Source organism: Streptomyces sp. STAM6 (assembly GCF_054963715.1).
Genome location: NZ_JBUEFZ010000002.1, coordinates 353,697 through 377,497 on the forward strand (window position 1 = coordinate 353,697; position 23,801 = coordinate 377,497).

Sequence of the window (23,801 nt, forward strand, 5' to 3'; positions counted from 1 at the left end):
AGGGGCCGGGGCTCTTCGTAGGAGCCCCGGCCGACCCGTCAGACCTCTTCGACGCTGCTCGGCTCGCGCCGGGACAGGTCGATGCCGAGCTCTTCCGCAGCGCGGAAGACGTCCTCGTCGGTGTCGCGCATCTCGATGGACATGCCGTCCGAGGACAGCACCTCCACGTTGAGGCACAGGGACTGCATCTCCTTGATGAGCACCTTGAAGGACTCCGGGATGCCGGGCTCGGGGATGTTCTCGCCCTTGACGATGGCCTCGTAGACCTTCACGCGACCGGTGACGTCGTCGGACTTGATGGTCAGCAGCTCCTGGAGGGCGTACGCGGCGCCGTAAGCCTCCAGCGCCCACACCTCCATCTCACCGAAGCGCTGGCCACCGAACTGAGCCTTACCACCCAGCGGCTGCTGGGTGATCATCGAGTACGGACCGGTCGAACGGGCGTGGAGCTTGTCGTCGACCAGGTGGTGGAGCTTGAGGATGTACATGTACCCGACCGAGATCGGGTCCGGGAACGGCTCGCCGGAGCGGCCGTCGAACAGGCGGGCCTTGCCGGTCGGGAGCACCATGCGCTCGCCGTCCCGGTTCGGGATGGTGTGCTGCAGCAGACCGGCCAGCTCGTCCTCACGGGCGCCGTCGAACACCGGGGTGGCGACGTTGGTGCCGGGGGCTACCTGGTCGGCACCGATGTTCTGCAGGCGCTGCGCCCACTCGTCCGCGAGGCCGGAGACGTCCCAGCCGCGGCTGGCGAGCCAGCCGAGGTGGATCTCCAGGACCTGTCCCGGGTTCATTCGGGACGGGACACCGAGCGGGTTGAGGATGATGTCGACCGGGGTGCCGTCCTCCAGGAACGGCATGTCCTCGATCGGGAGAATCTTGGAGATGACACCCTTGTTGCCGTGACGGCCGGCGAGCTTGTCACCGTCGGTGATCTTGCGCTTCTGCGCGACGTACACGCGCACCAGCTGGTTCACACCGGGGGGAAGCTCGTCGCCCTCCTCGCGGTCGAAGACGCGGACGCCGATGACCTTGCCGGTCTCGCCGTGCGGCACCTTCAGCGAGGTGTCACGGACCTCACGGGCCTTCTCACCGAAGATCGCGCGGAGCAGGCGCTCCTCCGGCGTCAGCTCGGTCTCACCCTTGGGCGTGACCTTGCCGACGAGGATGTCGCCGGCGACGACCTCGGCACCGATCCGGATGATGCCGCGCTCGTCGAGGTCGGCGAGGACCTCCTCGGAGACGTTCGGGATGTCCCGGGTGATCTCCTCCGGGCCGAGCTTGGTGTCACGGGCGTCGACCTCGTGCTCCTCGATGTGGATCGAGGAGAGGACGTCGTCCTGCACGAGGCGCTGCGACAGGATGATCGCGTCCTCGTAGTTGTGACCCTCCCACGGCATGAACGCCACGAGCAGGTTCTTGCCGAGGGCCATCTCACCGTTCTCGGTGGCCGGACCGTCGGCGAGGACCTGGCCCTCGATGACCCGGTCGCCCTCGGAGACGACGACCTTCTGGTTGACCGAGGTGCCCTGGTTGGAGCGGGAGAACTTGGCGACGCGGTACGTGGTGTACGTGCCGTCGTCGTTGGCGACGGTGATGTAGTCGGCCGAGACCTCCTGGATCACACCGTCCTTCTCGGCCTTGATGACGTCGCCGGCGTCGGTGGCACAGCGGTACTCCATGCCGGTGCCGACCAGCGGCGCCTCCGCCTTGATGAGCGGAACGGCCTGGCGCATCATGTTCGCGCCCATGAGGGCACGGTTGGCGTCGTCGTGCTCGAGGAAGGGGATCATGGCGGTCGCGACCGACACCATCTGGCGCGGCGAGACGTCCATGTAGTCCACGTCGTCGGGCGCGACGTAGTCGACCTCGCCGCCACGGCGGCGGACCAGCACGCGGGCCTCGGCGAACCGGAGCTCGTCGGTCAGCGGCGCGTTGGCCTGGGCGATGACGAAGCGGTCCTCCTCGTCGGCGGTCAGGTAGTCGACCTCGTCGGTGACCTGGCCCTCGACGACCTTGCGGTACGGCGTCTCGACGAAGCCGAACGCGTTGACGCGGCCGTACGAGGCGAGCGAACCGATCAGACCGATGTTCGGGCCTTCGGGGGTCTCGATCGGGCACATGCGTCCGTAGTGGGACGGGTGCACGTCACGGACCTCGAAGCCGGCCCGCTCACGGGACAGACCACCCGGGCCGAGCGCGGACAGACGGCGCTTGTGCGTCAGCCCGGACAGCGGGTTGTTCTGGTCCATGAACTGCGACAGCTGGCTGGTGCCGAAGAACTCCTTGATGGAGGCGACGACCGGCCGGATGTTGATCAGGGTCTGCGGCGTGATCGCCTCGACGTCCTGGGTGGTCATGCGCTCGCGGACGACGCGCTCCATACGAGCCAGACCGGTGCGGACCTGGTTCTGGATGAGCTCGCCGACGTTGCGCAGACGACGGTTGCCGAAGTGGTCGATGTCGTCGGTCTCGACGACGATCGTGGTGCCGTTCTCGCCGACCGTCTCGGTCTCGCCGGCGTGCAGCTTGACCAGGTACTTGATGGTGGCGATGACGTCGTCGGTGGTGAGCACACCGGCGTCCAGCGGCTCGTCGGCGCCGAGCTTCTTGTTCACCTTGTAGCGGCCGACCTTCGCGAGGTCGTAGCGCTTCGGGTTGAAGTAGAGGTTCTCGAGCAGCGTCTGAGCGGCCTCGCGCGTCGGCGGCTCGCCCGGACGGAGCTTGCGGTAGATGTCGAGCAGCGCGTCGTCCTGGCCCTGGGTGTGGTCCTTCTCCAGGGTGGCGCGCATGGACTCGTACTCGCCGAACTCCTGCAGGATCTGCTCGGTGGTCCAGCCGAGGGCCTTCAGGAGGACGGTCACGGACTGCTTGCGCTTGCGGTCGATACGGACACCGACCATGTCACGCTTGTCGATCTCCATCTCCAGCCAGGCACCCCGGGACGGGATGATCTTGGCGGAGAAGATGTCCTTGTCGGACGTCTTGTCGATGGAGGAGTCGAAGTAGACACCCGGCGAGCGGACCAGCTGCGACACCACGACACGCTCGGTGCCGTTGATGACGAAGGTGCCCTTGTTGGTCATGAGCGGGAAGTCGCCCATGAAGACCGTCTGGGACTTGATCTCGCCGGTCTCGTTGTTGGTGAACTCGGCCGTGACGAAGAGCGGAGCCGCGTACGTGAAGTCGCGCTCCTTGCACTCGTCGATGGAGTTCTTCGGAGGCTCGAAGCGGTGGTCGCGGAAGGTCAGCGACATCGACCCGGAGAAGTCCTCGATCGGGGAGATCTCCTCGAAGATCTCCTCCAGACCGGACTTCGTGGGGACGTCCTGTCCGGACTCCAGAGCCGCCTCGACACGAGCCTTCCACGCGGCGTTGCCGAGCAGCCAGTCAAAGCTCTCGGTCTGCAGCGCGAGGAGGTTCGGAACCTCGAGGGGCTCCTTGATCTTTGCAAAGGAGATGCGCAGCGGGGCGGTGCTTGCGCCGTTGTTCGTATTCGCGGTCGAGGCGTTGCGCGAGGCGGCCAAGAGGGGGTCCTTCCGAGGGCTCGGACTCACTACGCGCGTACCGGTCCCAAGCCGGGCACGGCGACAGACATTCCTGGATTCAGCCAAAAGGCCTGGTCAGGGCATTCGGTCAACTGTGCTCTTGCGAGGGGATGCCCCTGGTGACGGGCAGGGGGCAGCTAACAGGCAGCGCAAAGGGACAGTGTAGCCACTTGGCCCACTGATGTCCAGGGCGAGTAATTCGCGACCCTCGTTGTTCTCAACTCCACGGCACCTCGCGCCGTTGGCGCACATCGATACTGCCCACTCGGTCGTCGATCCATGCCTCGGATCCGGATCGTGCGACGACGCGTCCTGAGAATTGCGCGCTGCGTGCGGTTCGTCAAGGCCCCCGGGCGCGTGGGCCGCACGGCGAAGATCACCATACTCCCCGCCGGGCCCTGCGCAAGACAGGCGTCACGGCAACACCGAAGGGCGACCACCCGGATGGGTGATCGCCCTTCGAGAGCGCTCAGCGGCGCTCAGGAGAGTCCTGGGACTCTCGGAACTTACTTGACCTCGACGGAGGCGCCGGCAGCCTTGAGGGACTCGGCAGCCTTCTCCGCGGCGTCCTTGGCGACCTTCTCGAGGACCGGCTTCGGGGTGCCGTCGACGAGGTCCTTGGCCTCCTTCAGACCCAGCGAGGTCAGCTCACGCACGACCTTGATGACCTGGATCTTCTTGTCGCCGGCGCCGGTGAGGATGACGTCGAACTCGTCCTTCTCCTCGGCAGCCTCGGCGGCCGGGGCGCCCGGGGCGCCGGCGGCGGCAACCGCGACCGGGGCGGCGGCGGTGACGTCGAACTTCTCCTCGAAGGCCTTCACGAACTCGGCGAGCTCGATGAGGGTCATCTCCTCGAACTGCGCGAGCAGGTCGTCCTGGGACAGCTTCGCCATGATGGCGTCCTTCCACTAAATCGGCTGGTGCCGGGATGTACATGTCGGCGGGCGTACGTTGGGCCCGCTGTGACCGTCGCCTCAGGTGGCGGCGATCAATGTGCGAGCCGAATTACTCGGCACCGCCCTGCTCGGCCTTCTTGGCACGAAGCGCCTCCGCGGTGCGGACGAACTTCGAGGGAAGCGCCTGGAAGAGCGCGGCAGCCTGGGACTGCTTGCCCTTCATGGCGCCCGCCAGCTTGGCGAGCAGAACCTCGCGGGACTCGAGGTCCGCAAGCTTCTTGATCTCGTCGGCGGACAGCGCCTTGCCTTCAAGGACACCGCCCTTGATGACGAGAGCGGGGTTCTCCTTGGCGAAGTCACGAAGACCCTTCGCCGCCTCGACCGGGTCACCGGTCACGAAGGCGACAGCGGTCGAGCCCGCGAGGTGCTCGTCCAGCTGAATCCCGACCTCATTGGCCGCGATCTTGGTCAGCGTGTTCTTCACCACACGGTACTGAGCGTTCTCACCGAGCGAACGACGCAGCTGCTTGAGCTGCGCGACGGTGAGCCCGCTGTACGCGGTAACGACAGCGGCGTTGGAGGTGCGGAACTTGTCCGTGATCTCCTCGACAGCTGCGACCTTGTCGGGCCTCGCCATGAGCCTCGGCCTCCTTCCGGGTGATGAGGACCGCGCAGAAGGGGCTGGGCAAAACGAAACGCCCCGGCGCAGGGCACGGGGCGTGACTCGACCGGAAACGAGTTTCCGGGAGTACATCCACTGTCCACCTGCGCAGGCCGTCCGCGAGCTAGCGGATCCTTCGGTAGCCATACCCCTTAGCGGGAGGCACAGCGACAACCAGCGGTCTTTGGCTTCTGGGAGACCATACGTGAACCGGTGCGTGTCAAGCAAATCGGGCCCCGCTCCTCGGAGAGGAGCGGGGCCCGATGGCCACTCAGGGAGCCGTGCGGGCTCGGCCTGGTCAGACCGCGGCCGGGTCCTCCTCGACGAGGAGGTTGCGGGTGCGGTTGGAGTCCAGCGGGATGCCGGGGCCCATGGTGGTGGTCAGGGTCGCCTTCTTGATGTAGCGGCCCTTCGCGGCGGACGGCTTCAGACGGAGGATCTCCTCCAGCGCCGCGGCGTAGTTCTCGACCAGCTTCGTCTCGTCGAAGGAGACCTTGCCGATGATGAAGTGCAGGTTCGAGTGCTTGTCGACGCGGAACTCGATCTTGCCGCCCTTGATGTCGGTGACAGCCTTGGCGACGTCCATGGTCACGGTGCCGGTCTTGGGGTTCGGCATGAGACCACGGGGACCGAGCACGCGGCCGAGGCGGCCGACCTTGCCCATGAGGTCCGGGGTGGCGACGACGGCGTCGAAGTCCAGACGGCCCTTCGCAACCTCGTCGATGAGTTCGTCGGAGCCGACGATGTCGGCGCCCGCGGCTTCCGCGGCCGCAGCACGGTCACCGGTCGCGAAGACCAGGACCCGGGCGGTCTTGCCGGTGCCGTGCGGAAGGTTCACGGTGCCACGGACCATCTGGTCGGCCTTGCGAGGGTCAACGCCCAGGCGGAAGGCGACCTCGACGGTGCCGTCGAACTTGGTGGTGGCGGTGTCCTTGGCGAGACGGACGGCCTCGAGGGGCGCGTAGTTACGCGCCCGGTCGACCTTGGCGTCCGCGCCGCGGAGAGCCTTGCTGCGCTTCACTTCTTCTCCTGTTTGGTTCAGGTGTGGAGTCGTGGTGCGGGCCAGCGCCTGGCCCTACCACTGAGGTGCTGGGGGCTGATCAGCCCTCGACCGTGATGCCCATGGAACGGGCGGTGCCGGCGATGATCTTCTCGGCGGCGTCCAGGTCGTTGGCGTTCAGGTCGGGCATCTTGGTGGTGGCGATCTCGCGGACCTGGTCGCGCGTCAGCTTGGCGACCTTGGTCTTGTGCGGCTCGCCGGAGCCCTTGTCCACACCCGCGGCCTTGAGGATCAGCTTGGCGGCCGGCGGAGTCTTGGTGACGAAGGTGAAGGAACGGTCCTCGTAGACCGTGATCTCCACCGGCACGACCATGCCACGCTGCGACTCGGTCGCGGCGTTGTAGGCCTTGCAGAACTCCATGATGTTGACGCCGTGCTGACCCAGCGCGGGACCGACCGGCGGAGCCGGGTTGGCCGCACCGGCCTGGATCTGGAGCTTGATAAGCCCCGTGACCTTCTTCTTCTTGGGAGGCATTGCTCTCTCCGGGTCCTAGTGAGAGTGTTCCGCCCGCCACCCGATCATCCGGATGCAGGCATACCGCACAACGATAACGGGTATAGCTGTGCGGCCAAAAACCGAGCAGGTCAGAGCGGCCGCACGTGCCGTTCTGACCTGTTCGGAAGGCTATGTTCCAGAAGTTCAGTTCTTCTGGATCTGGTCGAAGCTGAGCTCGACCGGGGTCTCGCGGCCGAAGATCTCGACGAGGCCCTTGACCTTCTTCGAGTCGGCGTTGATCTCGTTGATCGTGGCCTGCAGCGTGGCGAACGGACCGTCGGTGACGGTGACCGAGTCGCCGACCTCGAAGTCCAGCACCTGGACCTCGACCTTGCGGGCCGGAGCCGGCTTGCCCTCGGCCTCGGCGGCCTCGCGCGCGGCCTTCTCCTCCGCCTCCGGGGCGAGCATCTTGACGATCTCGTCCAGCGTCAGCGGGTACGGGTCGTAGGCGTTGCCGACGAAGCCGGTGACGCCGGGGGTGTTGCGGACGACGCCCCAGGACTCGTTCGTCAGATCCATGCGGACCAGAACGTAACCGGGCAGCTTGTTCTGCCGGACGTTCTTGCGCTCGCCGTTCTTGATCTGGACGATCTCTTCCTCGGGCACCTCGGCCTGGTAGATGAAGTCCTCGACGTTCAGCGAGACGGCACGCTGCTCCAGGTTGGCCTTCACGCGCTTCTCGTAGCCCGCGTAGGTGTGGATCACGTACCACTCGCCGGGCAGACCGCGCAGCTCGTCGCGGAGCGCGGCGATCGGGTCGACCGGAGCCTCCGGCTCCTCGTCGGCCTCCTCCTCGGCTGCCTCTTCTTCCGCGGCGGCCTGGACGTCCTCGGCGTCGCCCTCGTCCTCGACGGCCTCTTCCGCGTCCTCGTCCTCGACGTGGAGCGCGGCGTCCTCGGCCGCCTCGCCGGCAGCGGCGTCCGCAGCTTCCGCCTGGTCCTCGTCGGCCGCCTCGACGATGTCGAGCTCGTCCTGGGCGGACTCGTTCAGGTTCGGGTCAGACACGGTGGCTGCTTCTTCCTGGATACAGATGGGGTGGAACATGCGAAAAGGGGCGCCGGATGGGCGCCCTCCGCGGGAATCAGCCGAAGACGTACTTGACTGCTTCCTGGAAGCCGAGATCGATCACGGTCACCAGACCGATCATGATCACGACGAAGACGATGACGACCGTGGTGTACGTCGTCAACTGGCTGCGAGTCGGCCAGACGACCTTGCGCAGCTCGGCGATGATCTGGCGGTAGAAAAGCGCGAGACGGCCCAGGGGGCCCTTCTTTCCGCGCTTGCCGCCCTTGCGGTTCTTCTTGGGCGCTTCGTCCTCGGCATCAGGCATGTCGATGGAGCCTACGGCGTCCGTCACGTCTCTCACCTGATTCCGGGTCGGCCGTGCCGCGCCCGGGTTGAGCCGCACGGCGGTGCAATGAAATAGCTACCTGCGCACACATCCTGGCGGTGTGTGTAGCAGGGCCGGAGGGACTTGAACCCCCAACCGCTGGTTTTGGAGACCAGTGCTCTACCAATTGAGCTACGACCCTTTGTGGTTCTCCCCCAACCTACCGCATCCACCGGACGTGGTCGGTGAGGGCCAACGAGCAGAGAGTGTACGTGGTCAGGGGCCCTGCGTCGAACAGATAGCTCCGGACACGGCGGCGGACCGGCTGACGGACAGTCTGTCCGCCCAGCGAAACCTGTGTGCCGCGCCCGTTCGGGGTCTGGGACGATGGGCCGCATGAGCGCTGCAACTCCTCCCTCCGAGCGCCGGGTCTCCGCCCGAGTCGGCGCGATCTCCGAGTCCGCGACCCTCGCCGTCGACGCCAAGGCCAAGGCCCTCAAGGCCGCCGGCCGTCCGGTGATCGGCTTCGGTGCCGGCGAGCCGGACTTCCCGACCCCCGACTACATCGTCGAGGCCGCGATCGAGGCCTGCCGCAATCCGAAGTACCACCGCTACACGCCGGCCGGCGGTCTGCCCGAGCTGAAGACCGCCATCGCCGCGAAGACGCTCCGCGACTCCGGCTACGAGGTGGACGCCTCCCAGATCCTCGTGACCAACGGCGGCAAGCAGGCGATCTACGAGGCGTTCGCCGCGATCCTCGACCCGGGCGACGAGGTCATCGTCCCGGCCCCGTACTGGACGACGTACCCCGAGTCCATCCGGCTCGCGGGCGGTGTGCCGGTGGACGTCGTCGCCGACGAGACGACCGGCTACCGGGTGTCGGTGGAGCAGCTGGAGGCGGCGCGCACGGAGAAGACCAAGGTGGTCCTCTTCGTCTCCCCGTCCAACCCGACCGGCGCGGTCTACACCCGCGCACAGGTCGAGGAGATCGGCCGCTGGGCGGCGGAGCACGGCCTGTGGGTGCTGACGGACGAGATCTACGAGCACCTGGTCTACGGCGACGCCGAGTTCTCCTCGCTGCCGGTGGTCGTGCCGGAGCTGCGCGACAAGTGCGTCGTGGTCAACGGCGTCGCCAAGACGTACGCGATGACCGGCTGGCGGGTCGGGTGGATCATCGGCCCGAAGGACGTCGTCAAGGCCGCGACGAACCTGCAGTCGCACGCCACGTCCAACGTCTCCAACGTCGCCCAGATCGCGGCCCTCGCCGCCGTGTCGGGCGACCTGTCGGCCGTGGACGAGATGAAGGTGGCCTTCGACCGCCGCCGTCAGACGATCGTGCGGATGCTCAACGAGATCGAGGGCGTGTACTGCCCGGAGCCCGAGGGCGCGTTCTACGCGTACCCGTCGGTCAAGGGCCTGCTCGGCAAGGAGATCCGCGGCAAGCGCCCGCGGACCTCGGTGGAACTGGCGGCGCTGATCCTGGACGAGGTCGAGGTCGCGGTCGTCCCGGGTGAGGCCTTCGGCACCCCCGGCTACCTGCGGCTGTCGTACGCCCTGGGCGACGAGGACCTGGTCGAGGGCGTGTCGCGGATGCAGAAGCTGCTGGCGGAGGCCCGCGACTGAGTTCCTCCCGTCCTTCGCGCACACGGAAGCACCCGATCGGTGAAAGGGGCTGCCGCTCGGGCGCCGTGTTTGGCAAGATCCCCAGATGGAGCACCACCTGAGAGATCTGCGGCTGCTGCCCAAGGCCCATCTGCACCTGCACTTCACGGGGTCGATGCGGCCCGCCACGCTGCTGGAGCTGGCCGACAAGTACGGCGTCCACCTCCCCGAGGCACTGACCGGGGGCGAGCCCCCGAAGCTGCGGGCGACCGACGAGCGGGGCTGGTTCCGGTTCCAGCGGCTGTACGACATCGCCCGCTCCTGCCTGCGCGAGCCCGACGACATCCGGCGGCTGGTGCGCGAGACGGCCGAGGAGGACGTCCGGGACGGCTCGGGATGGCTGGAGATCCAGGTCGACCCGACGTCGTACGCGCCGCGGCTGGGCGGGCTGATCCCGGCGCTGGAGATCATCCTGGACGCGGTGGAGAGCGCCTCGCGCGAGACGGGGCTCGGGATGCGGGTGGTGGTCGCGGCGAACCGGATGAAGCATCCGCTGGACGCGCGGACGCTGGCCCGGCTGGCGGTGCGGTACGCGGACCGGGGCGTGGTCGGGTTCGGGCTCTCCAACGACGAACGGCGGGGCATGGCCCGGGACTTCGACCGGGCGTTCGCCATCGCCCGGGAGGGCGGTCTGCTGGCGGCGCCGCACGGCGGTGAGCTGACCGGGCCGGCTTCCGTGCGGGACTGCCTGGACGATCTGCGGGCGGCGCGCATCGGGCACGGGGTGCGGGCGGCCGAGGACCCGCGGCTGCTGCGGCGGCTCGCCGAGAAGGGCGTCACCTGCGAGGTCTGTCCCGCGTCCAATGTGGCGCTGGGGGTGTACGAGAAGCACGAGGACGTGCCGCTGCGCACGCTGTTCGAGGCGGGGGTGCCGATGGCGCTGGGCGCCGACGACCCCCTGCTGTTCGGTTCCCGGCTCGCCGCGCAGTACGAGATCGCCCGCCACCACCACGGTTTCACGGACGAGGAGCTCGCGGAGCTGGCCCGCCAGTCGGTGCGGGGCTCGGCGGCTCCCGAGGGCGTCAGGGAGAAGCTGCTGGCCGGTGTCGACGACTGGCTGGCGGGTGGACCGGGCGCTTAGGGCGGCTGTGCGGCCCGGTGCCGAAGGACGCGGCGAGCGGCCGGACTCCGGCTGCCGGGGTGCCGACGGCCGCGGTGCCGACGGCCCGGTGACGCGTCCGTCCGAAGTGTGCGGCTAGCGGCCGGCGTCCTCGGCGGCGATTCCGCCCATCAGCGTGCCGACGAGGGCGGCGGCGAAGGTGTCCACGTCCTGTGGGGGCGTACGGCCGGTCTTGGGGTCGTAGGCGAAGGCGCGCTGGGAGCAGGCGCCGAGCAGCAGGGAGGCCGCCGCGAAGGTGTCCGCGGCGGGGTGGATGCGGCCCGCGGCGCGCTCGGCGCGCAGATACTCGTCGAGCGCCTCGATGGGGACGTGGGGCCCGGAGCCGAGGTCCCGCAGGGCGGCGTCGTGGCGGGCCTTGAGCCGGGTCTCGGCGTAGAGCGAGGCGGCGATCGGGAAGCTCTCGGCGTAGAACAGCGTGGCCCGTCGGGCGATCTCGGTGAGGTTCTCCTCCACGGTGCGGTCGTCGGCGCGCGGGTCGGTGGCCAGGCCGTGCAGGAGGGGGCCGAGGCCGGGGAGCCGTTCGTGGAGGACGGCCACGAAGAGCTCCTCCTTGCTCGCGTAGTACTTGTACAGCGCAGCCTCCGAGCACTGGGCCGCCTTGGCGATCTCCTTGGTGGTGGTGCGGGCGAGCCCGACCGTGGTCCACAGCTCGTGGGCCGCGTCGAGGATGCGTTCGCGGGCGGGCTTCATCAGGTGCTGTGCTCCAACCGACTTGACGGGTGAGTGGGTACTTACCCACTCTAGTGGTGAGTGAACACTTACCCACCAGGGAGGGGCACCATGAGGCTGACCGTGTTCGGGGCGACCGGGGGCATCGGCGGGGAGATCGTTCGGCAGGGGCTCGCAGCCGGGCACCACGTCACGGCGGTGGTGCGCGACCCGGCGCGGCTGACGTCGGCCGACGACCGGCTGGAGGTGGTCACGGGACGGTTCGACGACCCCGAGTCGCTGCGGCCCGCGGTCGCGGGGCGGGACGCCGTGCTGTCGGGCATCGGCCCGAGGTCCGGCAAGCGGGTCGGGGTCGCGTCGGCGGTGACGCGCACGATCCTCCGTGCGCTGGAGGCGGAAGGCGTGCGCCGCTTCCTCGCGGTCAGCGCGGCGCCGCTCGGCCCCGTGCCGGAGAACGAGACGCTCTACCTGCGGATCGCCACACCGCTGGTCTCGCGCATACTGCGGCGCCACTACGACGACCTGCGGGCCATGGAGGCCGATATCCGGCGCAGCGCGGTCGACTGGACGGCGGTGCGGCCGCCGCAGCTGATCGACCGGACGGTGACGGGGACCTATCGACGGGCGGTCGGGGCGAATCTGCGCGGCGGCGTCAAGATCGCGCGGGCGGACGTGGCCCACGCGATGCTGGCCATGATCGACGATCCGGCGACGCTGAAGCAGCCGGTGTCGGTCGCGTACTAGGGCGTGTTTCGAAAGTGGCGTCGTCCACCCGGAGGGCGGGGACGCCCCCGGCCGGACGGGACTTTCGCGACACGCCCCAGCCGGGCGCGCCGCTAGAGGCTGACGCCGACCGTCACCGGCTCGTTGACCAGCGTGATGCCGAAGGCGTCCCGCACCCCGGCGACGACCTCGCGGGCGAGGGCGAGCAGGTCCTCGGTGGTGGCCTCGCCCCGGTTGGTCAGGGCCAGGGTGTGCTTGGTGGAGATGCGGGCCGGCCCCTCGCCGTACCCCTTGGTGAAGCCGGCCTTGTCGATCAGCCAGGCGGCGGAGGTCTTCGTACGGCCGTCCCCGGCGGGGAAGGCGGGCGGGGCGACGTCCGGCCCGAGCCGGTCCCGTACACGGGCCAGGAAGGCCTCGTACTGCTCCTGCTCCAGGATCGGGTTGGTGAAGAACGAGCCGGCGGACCAGGTGTCGTGGTCCTCGGGGTCCAGGACCATGCCCTTGCCCGCGCGCAGCTTCAGCACCGTGTTCCGGGCCTCTGCCAGCGGCACCCGGTCCCCGGCCCCGACGCCCAGCGCCCGCGCGGTCTCCGGATACTTGACCGGGGCGCTCATGCCCCCGGCGTCCTCCAGCCGGAAGCGGACGCGGAGCACGACGAAGCGGTCCGGGTCGGCCTTGAAGCGGCTGTGCCGGTACGAGAAGTCGCAATCGGCGTTCCGCAGCGTGACCGTCTCGCCGGCGCGCCGGTCGTAGGCGACGACCTCCGTGATGGTCGAGGAGACCTCCTGGCCGTACGCCCCGACGTTCTGGATGGGGGTCGCGCCGGCCGAGCCCGGGATGCCGGCCAGGCACTCGACGCCGGCCAGCCCGGCCTCCACGGTCCGCGCGACCGCGTCGGACCACACCTCGCCGGCCGCCAGCTCCAGCAGCGTGCCGTCGAGGGTGAAGCCCCGCGTGGCGATGCGCAGGGCGGTGCCGTCGAAGCCCTTGTCGCCGATGACCAGGTTCGACCCGCCGCCGATGACCAGCAGTGGTGTCCCCGAGTCGTCCGCCTCGCGCACGGCGGCGACGACCTCGTCGTCGGTGGTCGCCGTGACGAGCCGCCCGGCGGGACCGCCGAGCCGGAAGGTGGTCAGGGGGGCGAGGGGAGCGTCGTGGAGTTCCTGCACGCGCCCAAGACTACGGTGCCGCTCCGACAGCCCCGCCCGACCGGCCCGTGTCCCCTGCCGGGCGGGCCGGCAGGGGACACGGGAGCGCCGTCGGACGCCGGGAGACCGGCCGGGCCGCTCCGGGGCGGCCCCGCGCCCTAGTGGGGCGCTCCGGCGGCCACCGGCTGGGGGGCGTCCGCGGGCTGCGGCTCCCGCGCGGGGCGGAGCGCGCGGCGGCCGGGGAGCAGGAGGGCGGATGCCGCGGCGACCGCGACCACCGCCGCTCCCACCCAGAGGGACGGAACGAGGCCGTCGGTGAAGCGCTGGGGCGTCTCGTAGCCGCCCTGGGCGGAGAAGACCGCTGCCAGGACCGCGATGCCGAGGGCGCCACCGACTTCACGCAGGGCGTTGTTGGCGCCGGAGGCGACACCCTGCTCCCGCGCGGGGACGCTGGACATGACCAGGTTCGCCGCCGGGGCGAAGTACAGCGCCATGCCGACGCCGCTGACGATCAGGGCCGGGAGCTGTGCGGCGTACGAGACGTCCGGCGACAGGACCGCGGCGAACCAGCCGAGCCCGATCGCCTGCAGGGCCAGCCCGACCGCGACGACGGGGCGGCCGCCGATCCGGTCGGAGAGGTAGCCGGCGATCGGCGCGACGATCATCGGCATGCCCGTCCAGGGCAGCATCCGCAGCCCGGCCTCGGTGGGCGAGTAGCCGAGGACGGTCTGCAGGAACTGGCTCAGCAGGAAGATCGAGCCGAACATCCCGGCGAACATCAGCAGGCTGGCCGCGTTGATCGCGGTGAAGGCGCGGCTGCGGAACAGCCGCATCGGCAGCATGGGCGCCCGGCCCCGGATGCCGTGCCGCACGAAGCCGCCGAGCAGCACGGCACCGCCGATGAGGCCGCCCAGCACCGGCATGCTGGTCCAGCCGTCGATGTTGCCGCGGATCAGGGCGTACACGATGCCGAAGAGGCCGCCGCTGGCCAGCAGGGTGCCGGTGATGTCGAGCGGCGCGCCCGTCCCGTAGGACTCCTTGAGCCGCAGGCGGGCGAGCGGCAGCAGGGCGAGACCCAGCGGCACGTTCAGCCAGAAGATCCACTGCCAGGAGACGTGCTCCGTGAGGCTGCCGCCGATGAGCGGCCCGGAGGCCACGGCCAGGCCGTTGACGGCGCCCCATATGCCGTACGCCATGCCACGCCGCTCGGCGGGGACGGCGGCGGTGAGCAGGGTCAGCGTGAGCGGCATCATGATCGCCGCTCCGACGCCCTGCACCGCGCGGGCGGCGATCAGCGCGTCGATTCCGGGCGCGAGCGCCGCCGCCGCGGAAGCGACGGTGAAGATCGCCAGACCGGCGGCGAACAGCCTCCGCCGCCCGAAGCGGTCGCCCAGGGCGGCACCGAACATCAGCAGGACGGCGAAGGTGAGGGTGTAGGCGCTGACCGTCCATTCCAGGTCGTGCAGGGCCCCGCCGAGATCCGTGCGGATGGCGGGCAGGGCGGTGGTGACGACGAGGTTGTCGAGGGCCGCCATGAAACCGGCGACGCTGGTGATGACGAGGGCCCAGACGGTTCCCGCGCGGTGTGATTGATGTTCCACGGCGTCTCACGCTCCTGAATTAGTTATTGATCACTAACTTTTACGCCAGCAAAACCGTGCGGCCCGCCCGCCGGCGGGCGGCCTACCGCCTACTCCGCGGCCGGGATCTTGGACAGGTCGAAGCCGCCCCACACCCGGTGACTCGCCGGGAACCCCATCGAGGCCAGAACATTGATGAGCATCCCGAAGGACATGAACCGGGTGGTCTCCCCCACATCGGCACCGAGCGCCAGATGACAGGCGTCCCACAGCTCCGCCCACCCGGCCCGGACCATCTCGCCGAGCTCCCGCTCCCCGGACGCCTCGGACGCGGCCACGGCGACGTACATCTGCATCTGCATGAGCAGCCGGTCGGGGTGCTCGGCCAGCAGTTCCTTGTACGCCTCGGCCATGGCCATGTGCGCGTCCTCGGGCTCCGCCTCACGCGCCGCGGCGACCATGCGCTCACGCGTCTCCGTCAGACAGCGGTTCGCCGCCGCGAGAAAGAGCTCCTGCTTGTTCTTGAACAGACGGAAGAGATAGGGCTGCGAGACACCGACCCGCTTGGCGATCGCCTCCGTGGACGTGCCGTGATAGCCGCCGCGCGCGAACTCGGTGATCGCCGCGCGGATCACACTCTCGCGCCTCTCCTCCGCACTCATCCTGACCATGCGACCTAAGTTAGTGACCAATCACTACCCAGTCAAGGGAGAGAGCGGGGCGGCCGCCGCACCGGACGGCCGCCATACCGGCCCTCAGGCCAGCCGCACCACGGCCCGCGACATCCCCAGCACCTTCTGGCCGGCGCTCATCGCGGTCAGGTCCACCCGGACCCGGTTGTCGTCCAGCTTGGCCGCCACCTTGCCGCTGACCTCGATCAGCGCGCCGGTGTCGTCGTTCGGCACGACGACCGGCTTGGTGAAGCGCACGCCGTACTCGACGACGGCGCCCGGGTCACCCGCCCAGTCCGTGACCACCCGGATCGCCTCGGCCATGGTGAACATGCCGTGGGCGATGACGTCCGGGAGGCCGACCTCCTTGGCGAACTTCTCGTTCCAGTGGATCGGGTTGAAGTCCCCGGACGCCCCCGCGTACCGCACCAGCGTGGCGCGTGTCACGGGAAAGCTCTGCGCCGGCAGCTCGGTGCCGACCTCGACCTCGTCGAATGTGATCTTCGCGGTCATCGCCTACGCCTCCTCTTCCGCCGCACGCGCCACGAGCTTCGTCCACGCCGTCACCACATGCTCACCGGCCTCGTCGTGGACCTCGCCACGGACGTCGAGGATGTCGTTCCCGGCCAGGGACTTGATCGCCTCGATGGTCGAGGTGACCGTCAGCCGGTCCCCCGCCCTGACGGGCCGGTTGTAGGCGAACTTCTGGTCGCCGTGCACGACCCGGCTGTAGTCCAGGCCCAGCTGCGGGTCGGAGATGACCTCGCCCGCCGCCTTGAAAGTGATGGCGAACACAAAAGTCGGCGGAGCGATCACATCGGAGTGACCGAGCGCCTTCGCGGCTTCCGCGTCGGTGTAGACGGGATTCGCGTCGCCCACCGCTTCGGCGAACTCGCGGATCTTTTCCCGGCCCACCTCATAGGGCTCGGTGGGCGGATAGGTCCGCCCCACGAAGGACTGGTCGAGCGCCATGAACTCGCTACCTCCTGGCTTTTTCCATGAACAAACGACACGAGGCCGCCCCCGGTGTGGGGACGGCCTCGTGTACGAGCCTGATTCAGCGCGTCTCGCGGTGCGCCGTGTGCTGGTTGCAGCGCGGGCAGTGCTTCTTCATCTCAAGACGGTCCGGGTTGTTGCGCCGGTTCTTCTTGGTGATGTAGTTCCGCTCCTTGCACTCCACGCAGGCCAGCGTGATCTTCGGGCGGACGTCGGTGGCAGCCACGTGAGTGCTCCTTGACGGACGGATGGACGGGTGAACGCAGAAAAGAGTAGCCGATCGAAGGACCGACCCCACAATCGGCTACTGTGTGTAGCGGTGACCGGACTTGAACCGGTGACACAGCGATTATGAGCCGCTTGCTCTACCGACTGAGCTACACCGCTTCGATGCTGGATCCCCTCGCCCGAAGGCGAGGATCACCGAACATCAGAGCCCCAATACGGAATCGAACCGTAGACCTTCTCCTTACCATGGAGACGCTCTGCCGACTGAGCTATTGGGGCGAGCGATGAAGACATTACACGGTCGGCCGCCGTTCGCCCAAATCCGATTCCCGGCCCCCGTTCCCGAGGAGCCGGGACGCACCCTTTGGGCCACTCGGGCCCCCTCCTCGACTTCCCGTCCCCGCCGCCACACCGCCGACCGGTACGACTGTCGCTCCACCGTGCGCGCCCGTGCCGGTACGACTGTCGCTCCACCCTGGGCGCCCGTGCCGGTACGACTATTTCGCCCCTCCTCGAAGCCCGGTCGGACGCCCCCTAGGCTCGCCTCACACAGCGTGACCCCTCGCGTACAGCTGTGCGTACGCGCCCGCCCCACCCGTCACACCCGAGCCCCGCCAGGAGCCCGATGTCCCCCGACAGCCAGCAGCCGCAGCCGCCCGAGGGTGCCACCACCGACACCACCGCGCTGCTGCTGTGCGGCGCCCGCCTGACCGACGGCCGGACGGTCGACGTACGGCTCAGCGGGGGGCGCATCGAGGCGGTCGGCACGGCGGGCAGCCTGCCGAACCAGGGCGCCCGCGTGGACCTGAACGGCTATCTGCTGCTCCCGGCACCCGCCGAGCCGCACGGCCACGCCGACACCGCGCTCAGCGCCGACGAGCCCGGGCCCGTTTCGTACGCCACGGAGGACGTGCAGCGGCGCGCCACCGAGGCCGTCCTCCTCCAGCTCGGGCACGGGGCCACCGCCGTACGGGCCCACGTGCGGATCGGGGACGTCCAGGGCCTCGGCCCGCTGGAGGCGGTGCTCCAGGCCCGCCGGTCACTGCGCGGGCTGGCCGATCTCACGGCGGTGGCCGTGCCCCGGCTGCTGACCGGCGTGGCGGGCGCGGACGGCCTCGCCATACTGCGGGACGCGGTGAAGATGGGCGCCTCCGTGGTGGGCGGGTGCCCGGACCTGGACCCGGACCCCGCCGGGTACGTGGAGGCCGTCCTGGAGGTGGCGGCCGAGCACGGCTGCCCGGTCGACCTGCACACGGACGGCGACGACCCGGCGCGGCTCGCCCGGCTGGCGGCCATGGCCGGTGGCCTGCGGCCCGGGGTCAGCATCGGGCCGTGCGGCTCCCTGGGGCGGCTGCCGGTCGACGCGGCCGGCCGGGCCGCCGACCAGCTGGCGGCGGCCGGTGTGACGGCGGTCTGCCTGCCCCAGGGCGGCTGCGGTGGCACGGAGGTCCGGGGCGCGGCGCCCGTGCGGCTCCTGAGAGCGGCCGGCGTGCGGCTGGCGGCGGGCAGCGGAGCGCTGCGCGACGTGGCGAACCCGGTGGGCCGGGGAGATCCGCTGGAGGCCGCCTATTTGCTGGCCTGCCAGGGCGGTCTGGCCCCCCAGGAGGCGTACGGGGCGGTCAGTTCGGCCGCCCGGGAGGCCATGGGGCTGCCCGCCGTGCGGGTGGAGGCAGGCTTCCCGGCCGAGCTGCTCGCGGTCCGCGGGGAGCGGCTGGCGGGTGTGCTGTCCCTGGCGTACAGCAGGATCGTGGTGCACCGGGGCAGGGTGGTGGCGCGGACGAGCGCCGTGCGGGAGTACTGCGACTCGGCGGCGGCGCTCGAACTGCCGCGGCAGGGGCGGCCGGACCCCGGCCCCTGAGCGGCCACCGGAGCTCCTCATGAGCGCTTTCGCCGTCGGGGCCGTACGGTCGGAAGCATGCGCATTGTCATCGCTGGAGGACACGGTCAGATCGCCCTGCGGCTGGAGCGGCTGCTCTCGGCCTCGGGGCACGAGGTCACGGGGGTGATCCGCAAGCCGGAGCAGGCCGGGGCGCTGCGCGAGGCGGGCGCCGAACCCGCTGTCCTGGACCTGGAGTCGGCGTCCGTGGACGCGGTCGCCGAGCTGCTGCGGGGTGCGGACGCGGCGGTCTTCGCGGCGGGCGCGGGGCCGGGCAGCGGCGCGGAGCGCAAGGACACCGTGGACCGGGCGGCGGCTGTGCTCTTCGCGGACGCGGCGGAACGAGCCGGGGTGCGGCGCTACATCGTCGTGTCGTCGATGGGCGCCGACGCGGACCGCGCGGGTGACGACGTCTTCGACGCGTACCTGCGGGCCAAGGGCGCGGCAGACGACTACGTCCGCTCCCGGACCGGCCTGGACTGGACGATCCTGAAGCCCGGCATGCTGACGAACGACGCGGGCACCGGGCTCGTCCGGCTGGAGGCGGCGACCGGCCGCGGCCCGATCCCGCGCGACGACGTGGCCGCCGTCCTGGCGGAACTGGTGGAGACCCCGGCGACCGCCGGCCTGACCCTGGAACTGATCGGCGGATCCGTTCCGGTCACGGTCGCCGTGAAGGACATCGCGGGCAACTGAGGAGTCCCATGAGCCGTATGTCGGAGCCCAGAGTCGTGGAACGTGCCGAGCAGCCGTACGTCTTCATGCGCAGAACGGTGCGGATGGACGGCTTCGCCGAGATCGCCGACCGTCTGCCGGAACTCGTCGCCTGGCTGGAAGCCCATGACATCCCCCTGGCGGACGCGCCGTTCTTCCGGTTCAGCACCATCGACATGACGGGCGAATCGGTGGTCGAGGCCGGCATCCCGGTCGCCGAGGCGCCCGAGCCGGAGGGCGACATCCGCGTCGCGGTCCTCCCGGCCGGCCGCTACGCGACCCTGACGCACATCGGCCACCCGGACGGCCTGCTCGACGCGATCACGGCCCTGCGCGCGTGGGCGACGGAGCGGGACCTGAAGTGGGACATGACGGAGACGGACGGCGTCGAGCGCTGGGGCTGCCGGATCGAGTCCTACCGCACGGACCCGAGGGTCGAGCCGGACCCGTCCAACTGGGAGACGGAGCTGGCGTTCCGCCTGGCCGACTAGGGCGTACGGCCCGGCGGACACCCCGTCAGCAGGGGGCGACCGGCCGACGGCCGCCCGCCGAACCGCCGCACCGAACGCACGAGAAAACCCCCGCCGCTCCGCGCTTGCGCGCGGGCGACGGGGGTCTTACTTCGCGTGGCGGCGCCAGGATTCGAACCTGGGTAGGCTAAGCCGACGGATTTACAGTCCGCTCCCATTGGCCACTCGGGCACACCGCCATGGGATGTCGCTGTGGGAGATGCCGCTTTTCGGCGGTGCTCCCTGGCAACGACGTAAACGATACCTGATGCCGGGGGGTGCTCCGCCACCGCATTGATCAGCGCTCGGGGCGAGTGCGGGTGGCTAGGCTTTGCCGTGGCGGTCCGGGATCCCGGCCGTACGTCTACGCACCCCATACAAGGAGCCACAGGACATGGCCGACTCCAGTTTCGACATCGTCTCGAAGGTCGAGCGGCAGGAGGTCGACAACGCCCTCAACCAGGCGGCGAAGGAGATCTCGCAGCGCTACGACTTCAAGAACGTCGGGGCCTCCATCGCCTGGTCCGGCGAGAAGATCCTGATGCAGGCGAACTCCGAGGAGCGGGTCAAGGCCATCCTCGACGTCTTCCAGTCCAAGCTGATCAAGCGGGGCATCTCGCTGAAGTCGCTGGACGCCGGGGAGCCCCAGCTGTCCGGCAAGGAGCACAAGATCTTCGCCACGATCGAGGAAGGCATCTCCCAGGAGAACGCCAAGAAGGTGGCGAAGATCATCCGCGACGAGGGGCCCAAGGGCGTCAAGGCGCAGGTACAGGGCGACGAGCTGCGGGTCAGCTCGAAGAGCCGCGACGACCTGCAGGCCGTGATCGCGCTGCTGAAGGGGCAGGACTTCGACTTCGCGCTGCAGTTCGTGAACTACCGCTAGTCAGGGCGGACCGGGGGCGGGCGCGGCTGAAGCCGGTCCGCCCCCGCCCCGTTCTCCTTGCCGGTCCCCGAGAGCCGCCGGGCGGCGATCTCCGTGTCCGATTCCCGCCGGCGCCCGGGATTGGGAGGGGCGCAGACTGGCGAGGACGCGAAGGAAGGGACGAGCCATGACGGAGTACGCGTACGTCGACGGGCCGCTGGGCCGGATGCTGCTGGTCGGTGAGGCCGCGGGCGGCCGGACCGTGCTCGCCTCGCTCTCCCTGCCCGGCCAGAAGGGCGGCGTGGCCGTCCAGGAGGGGTGGCGGCACGCTCCGGAGGCGTTCCAGGGCATCGCCGAGCAGCTCGGCGCCTACTTCGGGGGCCGGCTGACGCGGTTCGACATCCCGTACGCCACCGCCGCCGGCACCGACTTCCAGCGGCGCGTGTGGCGGGCGCTGGAGGACATCCCGTACGGCACGACCGTGACCTACGGGGAGATCGCCGCCCGGGTCGGTGCGTCGGGGGCCGGGGTGCGCGCGGTCGGCACCGCCGTCGGGCGCAATCCGCTGCTGGTCGTGCGGCCCTGCCACCGGGTGATCGGGGCGGACGGGGCGCTGCGCGGCTACGCGGGCGGGGTGGCGCGCAAGGAGCGGCTGCTCGGCCTGGAGGGAGCCCTGGCGGTATGACCGAGGGGCTGTTCCCCGCCGCGCGGGAACGGGCGGAGATAGCCCCGGGCGCGGTGCACGTGCCCGGGTGGCTGCCGCTGGAACGGCAACGGGAGCTGGTCGAGGTCTGCCGGGACTGGGCGCGGGGACCGGTGCCGATGCGGAACACGGTGCTCCCCGGCGGCGGGGTGATGTCCGTGCGGACGGTCTGCGTGGGCTGGCACTGGCAGCCGTACCGGTACACGCGCACGGCCGGCGATGTGAACGGCGCCCGGGTGGCCGCGTTTCCCGGCTGGCTGGTCGAGCTGGGGCGGGCGGCCCTGGTGGAGGCGTACGGCGACCACGGCGGGTACGCCCCTGACACCGCGCTGGTCAATTTTTACGACCGTGACGCGAGGATGGGCATGCACCAGGACAAGGAGGAGCGGTCCGGTGCCCCGGTGGTGTCCCTGAGCATCGGGGACAGCTGCGTCTTCCGGTTCGGGAACACGAGCACACGGGGACGGCCGTACACCGATGTGGAGCTCGCGTCCGGGGACCTGTTCGTCTTCGGGGGGCCGTCGCGGTTCGCGTACCACGGCGTGCCCAGGGTGCGTCCCGGGACGGCCGGCCGGGCGGTCGGACTGGAGTCGGGACGGTTGAACATCACCCTGCGGGAGACGGGACTGTCAGGCGCCTAGGGCGCGTTCCGGGTCGGACGGGACTTTCGGAACACGCCCTAGCGTGAGCGGGAGTGGCCGAAAAGGATGCGGTACGCGGCGAGGAGGACGAGCGATCCTCCGATGGCCGCGAGCCAGGTGGGGCCGTCGTAGAACTCGTTGCTGACGGGCCGGTCCAGGAAGCGGGCCGAGATCCAGCCGCCGACGAAGGCCCCCGCGATACCGATGAGGGTGGTGCCGATCAGGCCGCCCGGGTCACGGCCCGGCATGAGGACCTTGGCGATGATGCCGGCCAGCAGTCCCAGAACGATCCAGCTGATGATGTCCATGCGGTGAATCTGCCTTCCGTACCGGGACTTCAACCCCTGTTGTGTGCCGGGGAAGACGTCCCGGCGTGCAGGGCCGGTTGCGCGGGTCAGTAGGGTGCGGCGCATGACACAGGAGTTGCGGCGATCGCTGGGTGTGTTCGACGCCGTCGTCATCGGACTGGGTTCGATGGTCGGTGCCGGCATTTTCGTGGCCCTCGGTCCGGCGGCGGGCGCGGCCGGCAGCGGGCTGCTGCTCGGCCTGGGGCTCGCGGCCGCCGTGGCGTACTGCAACGCCATGGCGTCGGCGTGGCTGGCGGCCCGCTATCCGGCGTCGGGCGGCACCTATGTGTACGGGCGTGAACGGCTCGGCCCGTTCTGGGGTTACCTCGCGGGCTGGGCGTTCGTGGTCGGCAAGACCGCGTCCTGCGCGGCGATGGCGCTGACGGTCGGGGCCTACGCCTGGCCGGAGCAGGCGCACGCGGTGGCGGTCGCGGCGGTGGTGGCGCTGACCGCCGTGAACTACGGCGGGGTGCAGAAGTCGGCATGGCTGACCCGCCTGATCGTGGCGGTGGTGCTGGCGGTGCTCGCGGCGGTCGTCGTGTCCTGCCTGGTGTCCGTGGAGGCCGATTCCGGTCGGCTGGAGCCGGCCGGAGACACGTCGGCGAGCGGTGTGCTGCAGGCGGCGGGGCTGTTGTTCTTCGCGTTCGCGGGGTACGCGCGGATCGCCACTCTGGGCGAGGAGGTCAGGGACCCGGCCCGGACCATCCCGCGCGCGGTACCGCTGGCACTGGGCATCGCCCTGGTCGTGTACGCGGCGGTCGCGGTGGCCGTCCTGTCGGTGCTGGGCGCACCGGCCCTCGGGGAATCGGCGGCGCCGCTCGCCGACGCGGCCCGGGCGGCGGGCGCGGACTGGCTGGTGCCGGTGGTGCGGGTGGGCGCGACGGTGGCGGCCCTCGGCACGCTGCTGGCCCTGATCCTGGGGGTCTCCCGTACGACCCTGGCGATGGCCCGCGACGGTCATCTGCCCCGTACGCTCGCGGCCGTCCATCCGCGCTTCCAGGTGCCGCACCACGCGGAGTTGGCGGTGGGCGCGGTCGTCGCGGTGGTCGCGGCGACGGTGGACGTGCGCGGCGCGATCGGGTTCTCGTCGTTCGGCGTGCTGGTGTACTACGCCATCGCGAACGCGTCGTCGTGGACCCTGCGGCGGGCGCTGGTGCCGCGCGTCATGGCCGCGGGCGGCCTGGCGGGCTGTCTGGCGCTGGCGTTCGCGCTGCCCGTGGTGTCGGTGATGGCGGGCGCGGGTGTGCTGGCGGCGGGAATGGTGCTGTACGCGGTGCGCAGCCGCTAGAACGCCACGGGCGGGGCTCTTCGGCCTTCGGCTCCGGACGGGCCCCTGGGCCCGTCCCCGGCCCTGGCCCGGC

General features: G+C 70.2%; 25 protein-coding genes and 4 tRNA genes. 10 read left to right on the forward strand and 19 right to left on the reverse strand.

The window, feature by feature from the left end:
- Positions 1 to 38: 38 nt before the first annotated feature.
- The 8 genes from rpoB to ACY34K_RS04125 all read right to left on the reverse strand — a co-directional run bounded on the left by rpoB (position 39) and on the right by ACY34K_RS04125 (position 8,193).
- Complete coding sequence (gene rpoB, locus ACY34K_RS04090) at positions 39 to 3,524, reverse strand: DNA-directed RNA polymerase subunit beta (protein ID WP_462743664.1); 3,486 nt, start codon at positions 3,522 to 3,524, stop codon at positions 39 to 41.
- A gap of 527 nt (positions 3,525 to 4,051) precedes the next feature.
- On the reverse strand, positions 4,052 to 4,438 hold the full coding sequence (rplL, locus tag ACY34K_RS04095) for a 50S ribosomal protein L7/L12 (RefSeq protein ID WP_462743667.1): 387 nt from the start codon (positions 4,436 to 4,438) through the stop codon (positions 4,052 to 4,054).
- A gap of 112 nt (positions 4,439 to 4,550) precedes the next feature.
- The gene (gene rplJ, locus ACY34K_RS04100) at positions 4,551 to 5,078 is read right to left on the reverse strand and encodes a 50S ribosomal protein L10 (protein WP_462743670.1); all 528 of its coding nucleotides are present in this window, start codon (positions 5,076 to 5,078) and stop codon (positions 4,551 to 4,553) included.
- Positions 5,079 to 5,400: 322 nt separating this feature from the next.
- Entirely contained in the window at positions 5,401 to 6,123 is a 723-nt protein-coding gene (rplA, locus tag ACY34K_RS04105) for a 50S ribosomal protein L1 (protein WP_462743673.1), read from the reverse strand.
- A gap of 79 nt (positions 6,124 to 6,202) precedes the next feature.
- Positions 6,203 to 6,637: a 50S ribosomal protein L11 gene (rplK, locus tag ACY34K_RS04110; protein ID WP_031076594.1), complete on the reverse strand. Its 435-nt coding sequence runs from the start codon at positions 6,635 to 6,637 to the stop codon at positions 6,203 to 6,205.
- Positions 6,638 to 6,802: 165 nt separating this feature from the next.
- Positions 6,803 to 7,663: a transcription termination/antitermination protein NusG gene (gene nusG / locus ACY34K_RS04115; RefSeq protein WP_462743677.1), complete on the reverse strand. Its 861-nt coding sequence runs from the start codon at positions 7,661 to 7,663 to the stop codon at positions 6,803 to 6,805.
- Between the two features lie 76 nt (positions 7,664 to 7,739).
- Positions 7,740 to 8,018: a preprotein translocase subunit SecE gene (secE, locus tag ACY34K_RS04120; RefSeq protein ID WP_462743680.1), complete on the reverse strand. Its 279-nt coding sequence runs from the start codon at positions 8,016 to 8,018 to the stop codon at positions 7,740 to 7,742.
- 102 nt (positions 8,019 to 8,120) lie between these two features.
- Positions 8,121 to 8,193: transfer RNA gene (locus ACY34K_RS04125), tRNA-Trp, on the reverse strand.
- A gap of 194 nt (positions 8,194 to 8,387) precedes the next feature.
- Here ACY34K_RS04125 and ACY34K_RS04130 point away from each other — a divergent pair.
- Both ACY34K_RS04130 and ACY34K_RS04135 read left to right on the forward strand, forming a co-directional pair.
- On the forward strand, positions 8,388 to 9,614 hold the full coding sequence (locus ACY34K_RS04130; RefSeq protein ID WP_462743683.1) for a pyridoxal phosphate-dependent aminotransferase: 1,227 nt from the start codon (positions 8,388 to 8,390) through the stop codon (positions 9,612 to 9,614).
- An 85-nt stretch (positions 9,615 to 9,699) separates the two neighbouring features.
- Positions 9,700 to 10,734: an adenosine deaminase gene (locus ACY34K_RS04135; RefSeq protein WP_462743686.1), complete on the forward strand. Its 1,035-nt coding sequence runs from the start codon at positions 9,700 to 9,702 to the stop codon at positions 10,732 to 10,734.
- Positions 10,735 to 10,848: 114 nt separating this feature from the next.
- Here ACY34K_RS04135 and ACY34K_RS04140 read toward each other — a convergent pair whose 3' ends face one another.
- Positions 10,849 to 11,463 (reverse strand): TetR/AcrR family transcriptional regulator, encoded by a 615-nt coding sequence (locus tag ACY34K_RS04140; RefSeq protein WP_462743689.1) that lies wholly within the window; start codon positions 11,461 to 11,463, stop codon positions 10,849 to 10,851.
- A gap of 90 nt (positions 11,464 to 11,553) precedes the next feature.
- On the opposite strand from ACY34K_RS04140, the gene ACY34K_RS04145 reads away from it, so the two are divergent.
- Positions 11,554 to 12,186 carry an NAD(P)-dependent oxidoreductase gene (locus ACY34K_RS04145; RefSeq protein WP_462743692.1) on the forward strand — a complete coding sequence of 211 codons (633 nt, stop codon included), beginning with the start codon at positions 11,554 to 11,556 and terminating at the stop codon, positions 12,184 to 12,186.
- A 92-nt stretch (positions 12,187 to 12,278) separates the two neighbouring features.
- On the opposite strand, the gene ACY34K_RS04150 is transcribed toward ACY34K_RS04145, so the two are convergent.
- The 8 genes from ACY34K_RS04150 to ACY34K_RS04185 all read right to left on the reverse strand — a co-directional run bounded on the left by ACY34K_RS04150 (position 12,279) and on the right by ACY34K_RS04185 (position 17,067).
- Complete coding sequence (locus ACY34K_RS04150) at positions 12,279 to 13,334, reverse strand: UDP-N-acetylmuramate dehydrogenase (RefSeq protein WP_462743695.1); 1,056 nt, start codon at positions 13,332 to 13,334, stop codon at positions 12,279 to 12,281.
- A 137-nt stretch (positions 13,335 to 13,471) separates the two neighbouring features.
- On the reverse strand, positions 13,472 to 14,914 hold the full coding sequence (locus tag ACY34K_RS04155; protein ID WP_462743698.1) for an MFS transporter: 1,443 nt from the start codon (positions 14,912 to 14,914) through the stop codon (positions 13,472 to 13,474).
- Positions 14,915 to 15,003: 89 nt separating this feature from the next.
- On the reverse strand, positions 15,004 to 15,564 hold the full coding sequence (locus ACY34K_RS04160) for a TetR/AcrR family transcriptional regulator (protein WP_462743702.1): 561 nt from the start codon (positions 15,562 to 15,564) through the stop codon (positions 15,004 to 15,006).
- A gap of 84 nt (positions 15,565 to 15,648) precedes the next feature.
- On the reverse strand, positions 15,649 to 16,077 hold the full coding sequence (locus tag ACY34K_RS04165) for a MaoC family dehydratase (RefSeq protein WP_462743705.1): 429 nt from the start codon (positions 16,075 to 16,077) through the stop codon (positions 15,649 to 15,651).
- Between the two features lie 3 nt (positions 16,078 to 16,080).
- Positions 16,081 to 16,536 carry an FAS1-like dehydratase domain-containing protein gene (locus ACY34K_RS04170; protein WP_462743708.1) on the reverse strand — a complete coding sequence of 152 codons (456 nt, stop codon included), beginning with the start codon at positions 16,534 to 16,536 and terminating at the stop codon, positions 16,081 to 16,083.
- Positions 16,537 to 16,621: 85 nt separating this feature from the next.
- Positions 16,622 to 16,786, reverse strand: coding sequence for a 50S ribosomal protein L33 (rpmG, locus tag ACY34K_RS04175; protein ID WP_028427720.1), 165 nt, complete (start codon positions 16,784 to 16,786; stop codon positions 16,622 to 16,624).
- Between the two features lie 88 nt (positions 16,787 to 16,874).
- Positions 16,875 to 16,947, reverse strand: a tRNA-Met gene (locus tag ACY34K_RS04180).
- 47 nt (positions 16,948 to 16,994) lie between these two features.
- A tRNA-Thr gene (locus ACY34K_RS04185) sits at positions 16,995 to 17,067 on the reverse strand.
- Between the two features lie 346 nt (positions 17,068 to 17,413).
- On the opposite strand from ACY34K_RS04185, the gene ACY34K_RS04190 reads away from it, so the two are divergent.
- Genes ACY34K_RS04190 through ACY34K_RS04200 form a run of 3 tightly spaced genes read left to right on the forward strand, consistent with a single transcriptional unit; the run spans position 17,414 to position 19,869 of the window.
- Positions 17,414 to 18,646 carry an amidohydrolase family protein gene (locus tag ACY34K_RS04190; RefSeq protein ID WP_462743712.1) on the forward strand — a complete coding sequence of 411 codons (1,233 nt, stop codon included), beginning with the start codon at positions 17,414 to 17,416 and terminating at the stop codon, positions 18,644 to 18,646.
- Positions 18,647 to 18,703: 57 nt separating this feature from the next.
- Complete coding sequence (locus tag ACY34K_RS04195; RefSeq protein WP_462743714.1) at positions 18,704 to 19,360, forward strand: NAD(P)H-binding protein; 657 nt, start codon at positions 18,704 to 18,706, stop codon at positions 19,358 to 19,360.
- A gap of 17 nt (positions 19,361 to 19,377) precedes the next feature.
- Positions 19,378 to 19,869, forward strand: a complete 492-nt coding sequence (locus ACY34K_RS04200; protein ID WP_462743717.1) for a GyrI-like domain-containing protein — start codon at positions 19,378 to 19,380, stop codon at positions 19,867 to 19,869.
- A 136-nt stretch (positions 19,870 to 20,005) separates the two neighbouring features.
- Here ACY34K_RS04200 and ACY34K_RS04205 read toward each other — a convergent pair.
- Positions 20,006 to 20,087, reverse strand: a tRNA-Tyr gene (locus tag ACY34K_RS04205).
- A 194-nt stretch (positions 20,088 to 20,281) separates the two neighbouring features.
- Here ACY34K_RS04205 and ACY34K_RS04210 point away from each other — a divergent pair.
- The 3 genes from ACY34K_RS04210 to ACY34K_RS04220 all read left to right on the forward strand — a co-directional run bounded on the left by ACY34K_RS04210 (position 20,282) and on the right by ACY34K_RS04220 (position 22,093).
- Entirely contained in the window at positions 20,282 to 20,770 is a 489-nt protein-coding gene (locus ACY34K_RS04210) for a YajQ family cyclic di-GMP-binding protein (RefSeq protein WP_462743720.1), read from the forward strand.
- Between the two features lie 166 nt (positions 20,771 to 20,936).
- The gene (locus tag ACY34K_RS04215; RefSeq protein ID WP_462743723.1) at positions 20,937 to 21,434 is read left to right on the forward strand and encodes a methylated-DNA--[protein]-cysteine S-methyltransferase; all 498 of its coding nucleotides are present in this window, start codon (positions 20,937 to 20,939) and stop codon (positions 21,432 to 21,434) included.
- On the forward strand, positions 21,431 to 22,093 hold the full coding sequence (locus ACY34K_RS04220) for an alpha-ketoglutarate-dependent dioxygenase AlkB family protein (protein WP_462743726.1): 663 nt from the start codon (positions 21,431 to 21,433) through the stop codon (positions 22,091 to 22,093). Before ACY34K_RS04215 ends, ACY34K_RS04220 begins: the two co-directional genes overlap by 4 nt.
- Positions 22,094 to 22,131: 38 nt before the next feature.
- On the opposite strand, the gene ACY34K_RS04225 is transcribed toward ACY34K_RS04220, so the two are convergent.
- The gene (locus ACY34K_RS04225; RefSeq protein WP_462743729.1) at positions 22,132 to 22,401 is read right to left on the reverse strand and encodes a GlsB/YeaQ/YmgE family stress response membrane protein; all 270 of its coding nucleotides are present in this window, start codon (positions 22,399 to 22,401) and stop codon (positions 22,132 to 22,134) included.
- Positions 22,402 to 22,504: 103 nt separating this feature from the next.
- Here ACY34K_RS04225 and ACY34K_RS04230 point away from each other — a divergent pair, with 103 nt between their 5' ends.
- Complete coding sequence (locus tag ACY34K_RS04230) at positions 22,505 to 23,728, forward strand: APC family permease (RefSeq protein ID WP_462743732.1); 1,224 nt, start codon at positions 22,505 to 22,507, stop codon at positions 23,726 to 23,728.
- Positions 23,729 to 23,801 lie beyond the last annotated feature (73 nt).

Excerpts from the sequence above, each read along its gene's own strand:
- rplL (WP_462743667.1), bottom strand. The coding sequence starts at position 4,438 with ATGGCGAAGCTGTCCCAGGACGACCTGCTCGCGCAGTTCGAGGAGATG.
- rplJ (WP_462743670.1), bottom strand. The coding sequence starts at position 5,078 with ATGGCGAGGCCCGACAAGGTCGCAGCTGTCGAGGAGATCACGGACAAG.
- rplK (WP_031076594.1), bottom strand. The coding sequence starts at position 6,637 with ATGCCTCCCAAGAAGAAGAAGGTCACGGGGCTTATCAAGCTCCAGATC.
- ACY34K_RS04130 (WP_462743683.1), top strand. The coding sequence starts at position 8,388 with ATGAGCGCTGCAACTCCTCCCTCCGAGCGCCGGGTCTCCGCCCGAGTC.
- ACY34K_RS04135 (WP_462743686.1), top strand. The coding sequence starts at position 9,700 with ATGGAGCACCACCTGAGAGATCTGCGGCTGCTGCCCAAGGCCCATCTG.
- ACY34K_RS04140 (WP_462743689.1), bottom strand. The coding sequence starts at position 11,463 with ATGAAGCCCGCCCGCGAACGCATCCTCGACGCGGCCCACGAGCTGTGG.
- ACY34K_RS04145 (WP_462743692.1), top strand. The coding sequence starts at position 11,554 with ATGAGGCTGACCGTGTTCGGGGCGACCGGGGGCATCGGCGGGGAGATC.
- ACY34K_RS04160 (WP_462743702.1), bottom strand. The coding sequence starts at position 15,564 with ATGGTCAGGATGAGTGCGGAGGAGAGGCGCGAGAGTGTGATCCGCGCG.
- ACY34K_RS04165 (WP_462743705.1), bottom strand. The coding sequence starts at position 16,077 with ATGACCGCGAAGATCACATTCGACGAGGTCGAGGTCGGCACCGAGCTG.
- ACY34K_RS04170 (WP_462743708.1), bottom strand. The coding sequence starts at position 16,536 with ATGGCGCTCGACCAGTCCTTCGTGGGGCGGACCTATCCGCCCACCGAG.
- ACY34K_RS04190 (WP_462743712.1), top strand. The coding sequence starts at position 17,414 with ATGTCCCCCGACAGCCAGCAGCCGCAGCCGCCCGAGGGTGCCACCACC.
- ACY34K_RS04195 (WP_462743714.1), top strand. The coding sequence starts at position 18,704 with ATGCGCATTGTCATCGCTGGAGGACACGGTCAGATCGCCCTGCGGCTG.
- ACY34K_RS04200 (WP_462743717.1), top strand. The coding sequence starts at position 19,378 with ATGTCGGAGCCCAGAGTCGTGGAACGTGCCGAGCAGCCGTACGTCTTC.
- ACY34K_RS04210 (WP_462743720.1), top strand. The coding sequence starts at position 20,282 with ATGGCCGACTCCAGTTTCGACATCGTCTCGAAGGTCGAGCGGCAGGAG.
- ACY34K_RS04215 (WP_462743723.1), top strand. The coding sequence starts at position 20,937 with ATGACGGAGTACGCGTACGTCGACGGGCCGCTGGGCCGGATGCTGCTG.
- ACY34K_RS04220 (WP_462743726.1), top strand. The coding sequence starts at position 21,431 with ATGACCGAGGGGCTGTTCCCCGCCGCGCGGGAACGGGCGGAGATAGCC.
- ACY34K_RS04225 (WP_462743729.1), bottom strand. The coding sequence starts at position 22,401 with ATGGACATCATCAGCTGGATCGTTCTGGGACTGCTGGCCGGCATCATC.
- ACY34K_RS04230 (WP_462743732.1), top strand. The coding sequence starts at position 22,505 with ATGACACAGGAGTTGCGGCGATCGCTGGGTGTGTTCGACGCCGTCGTC.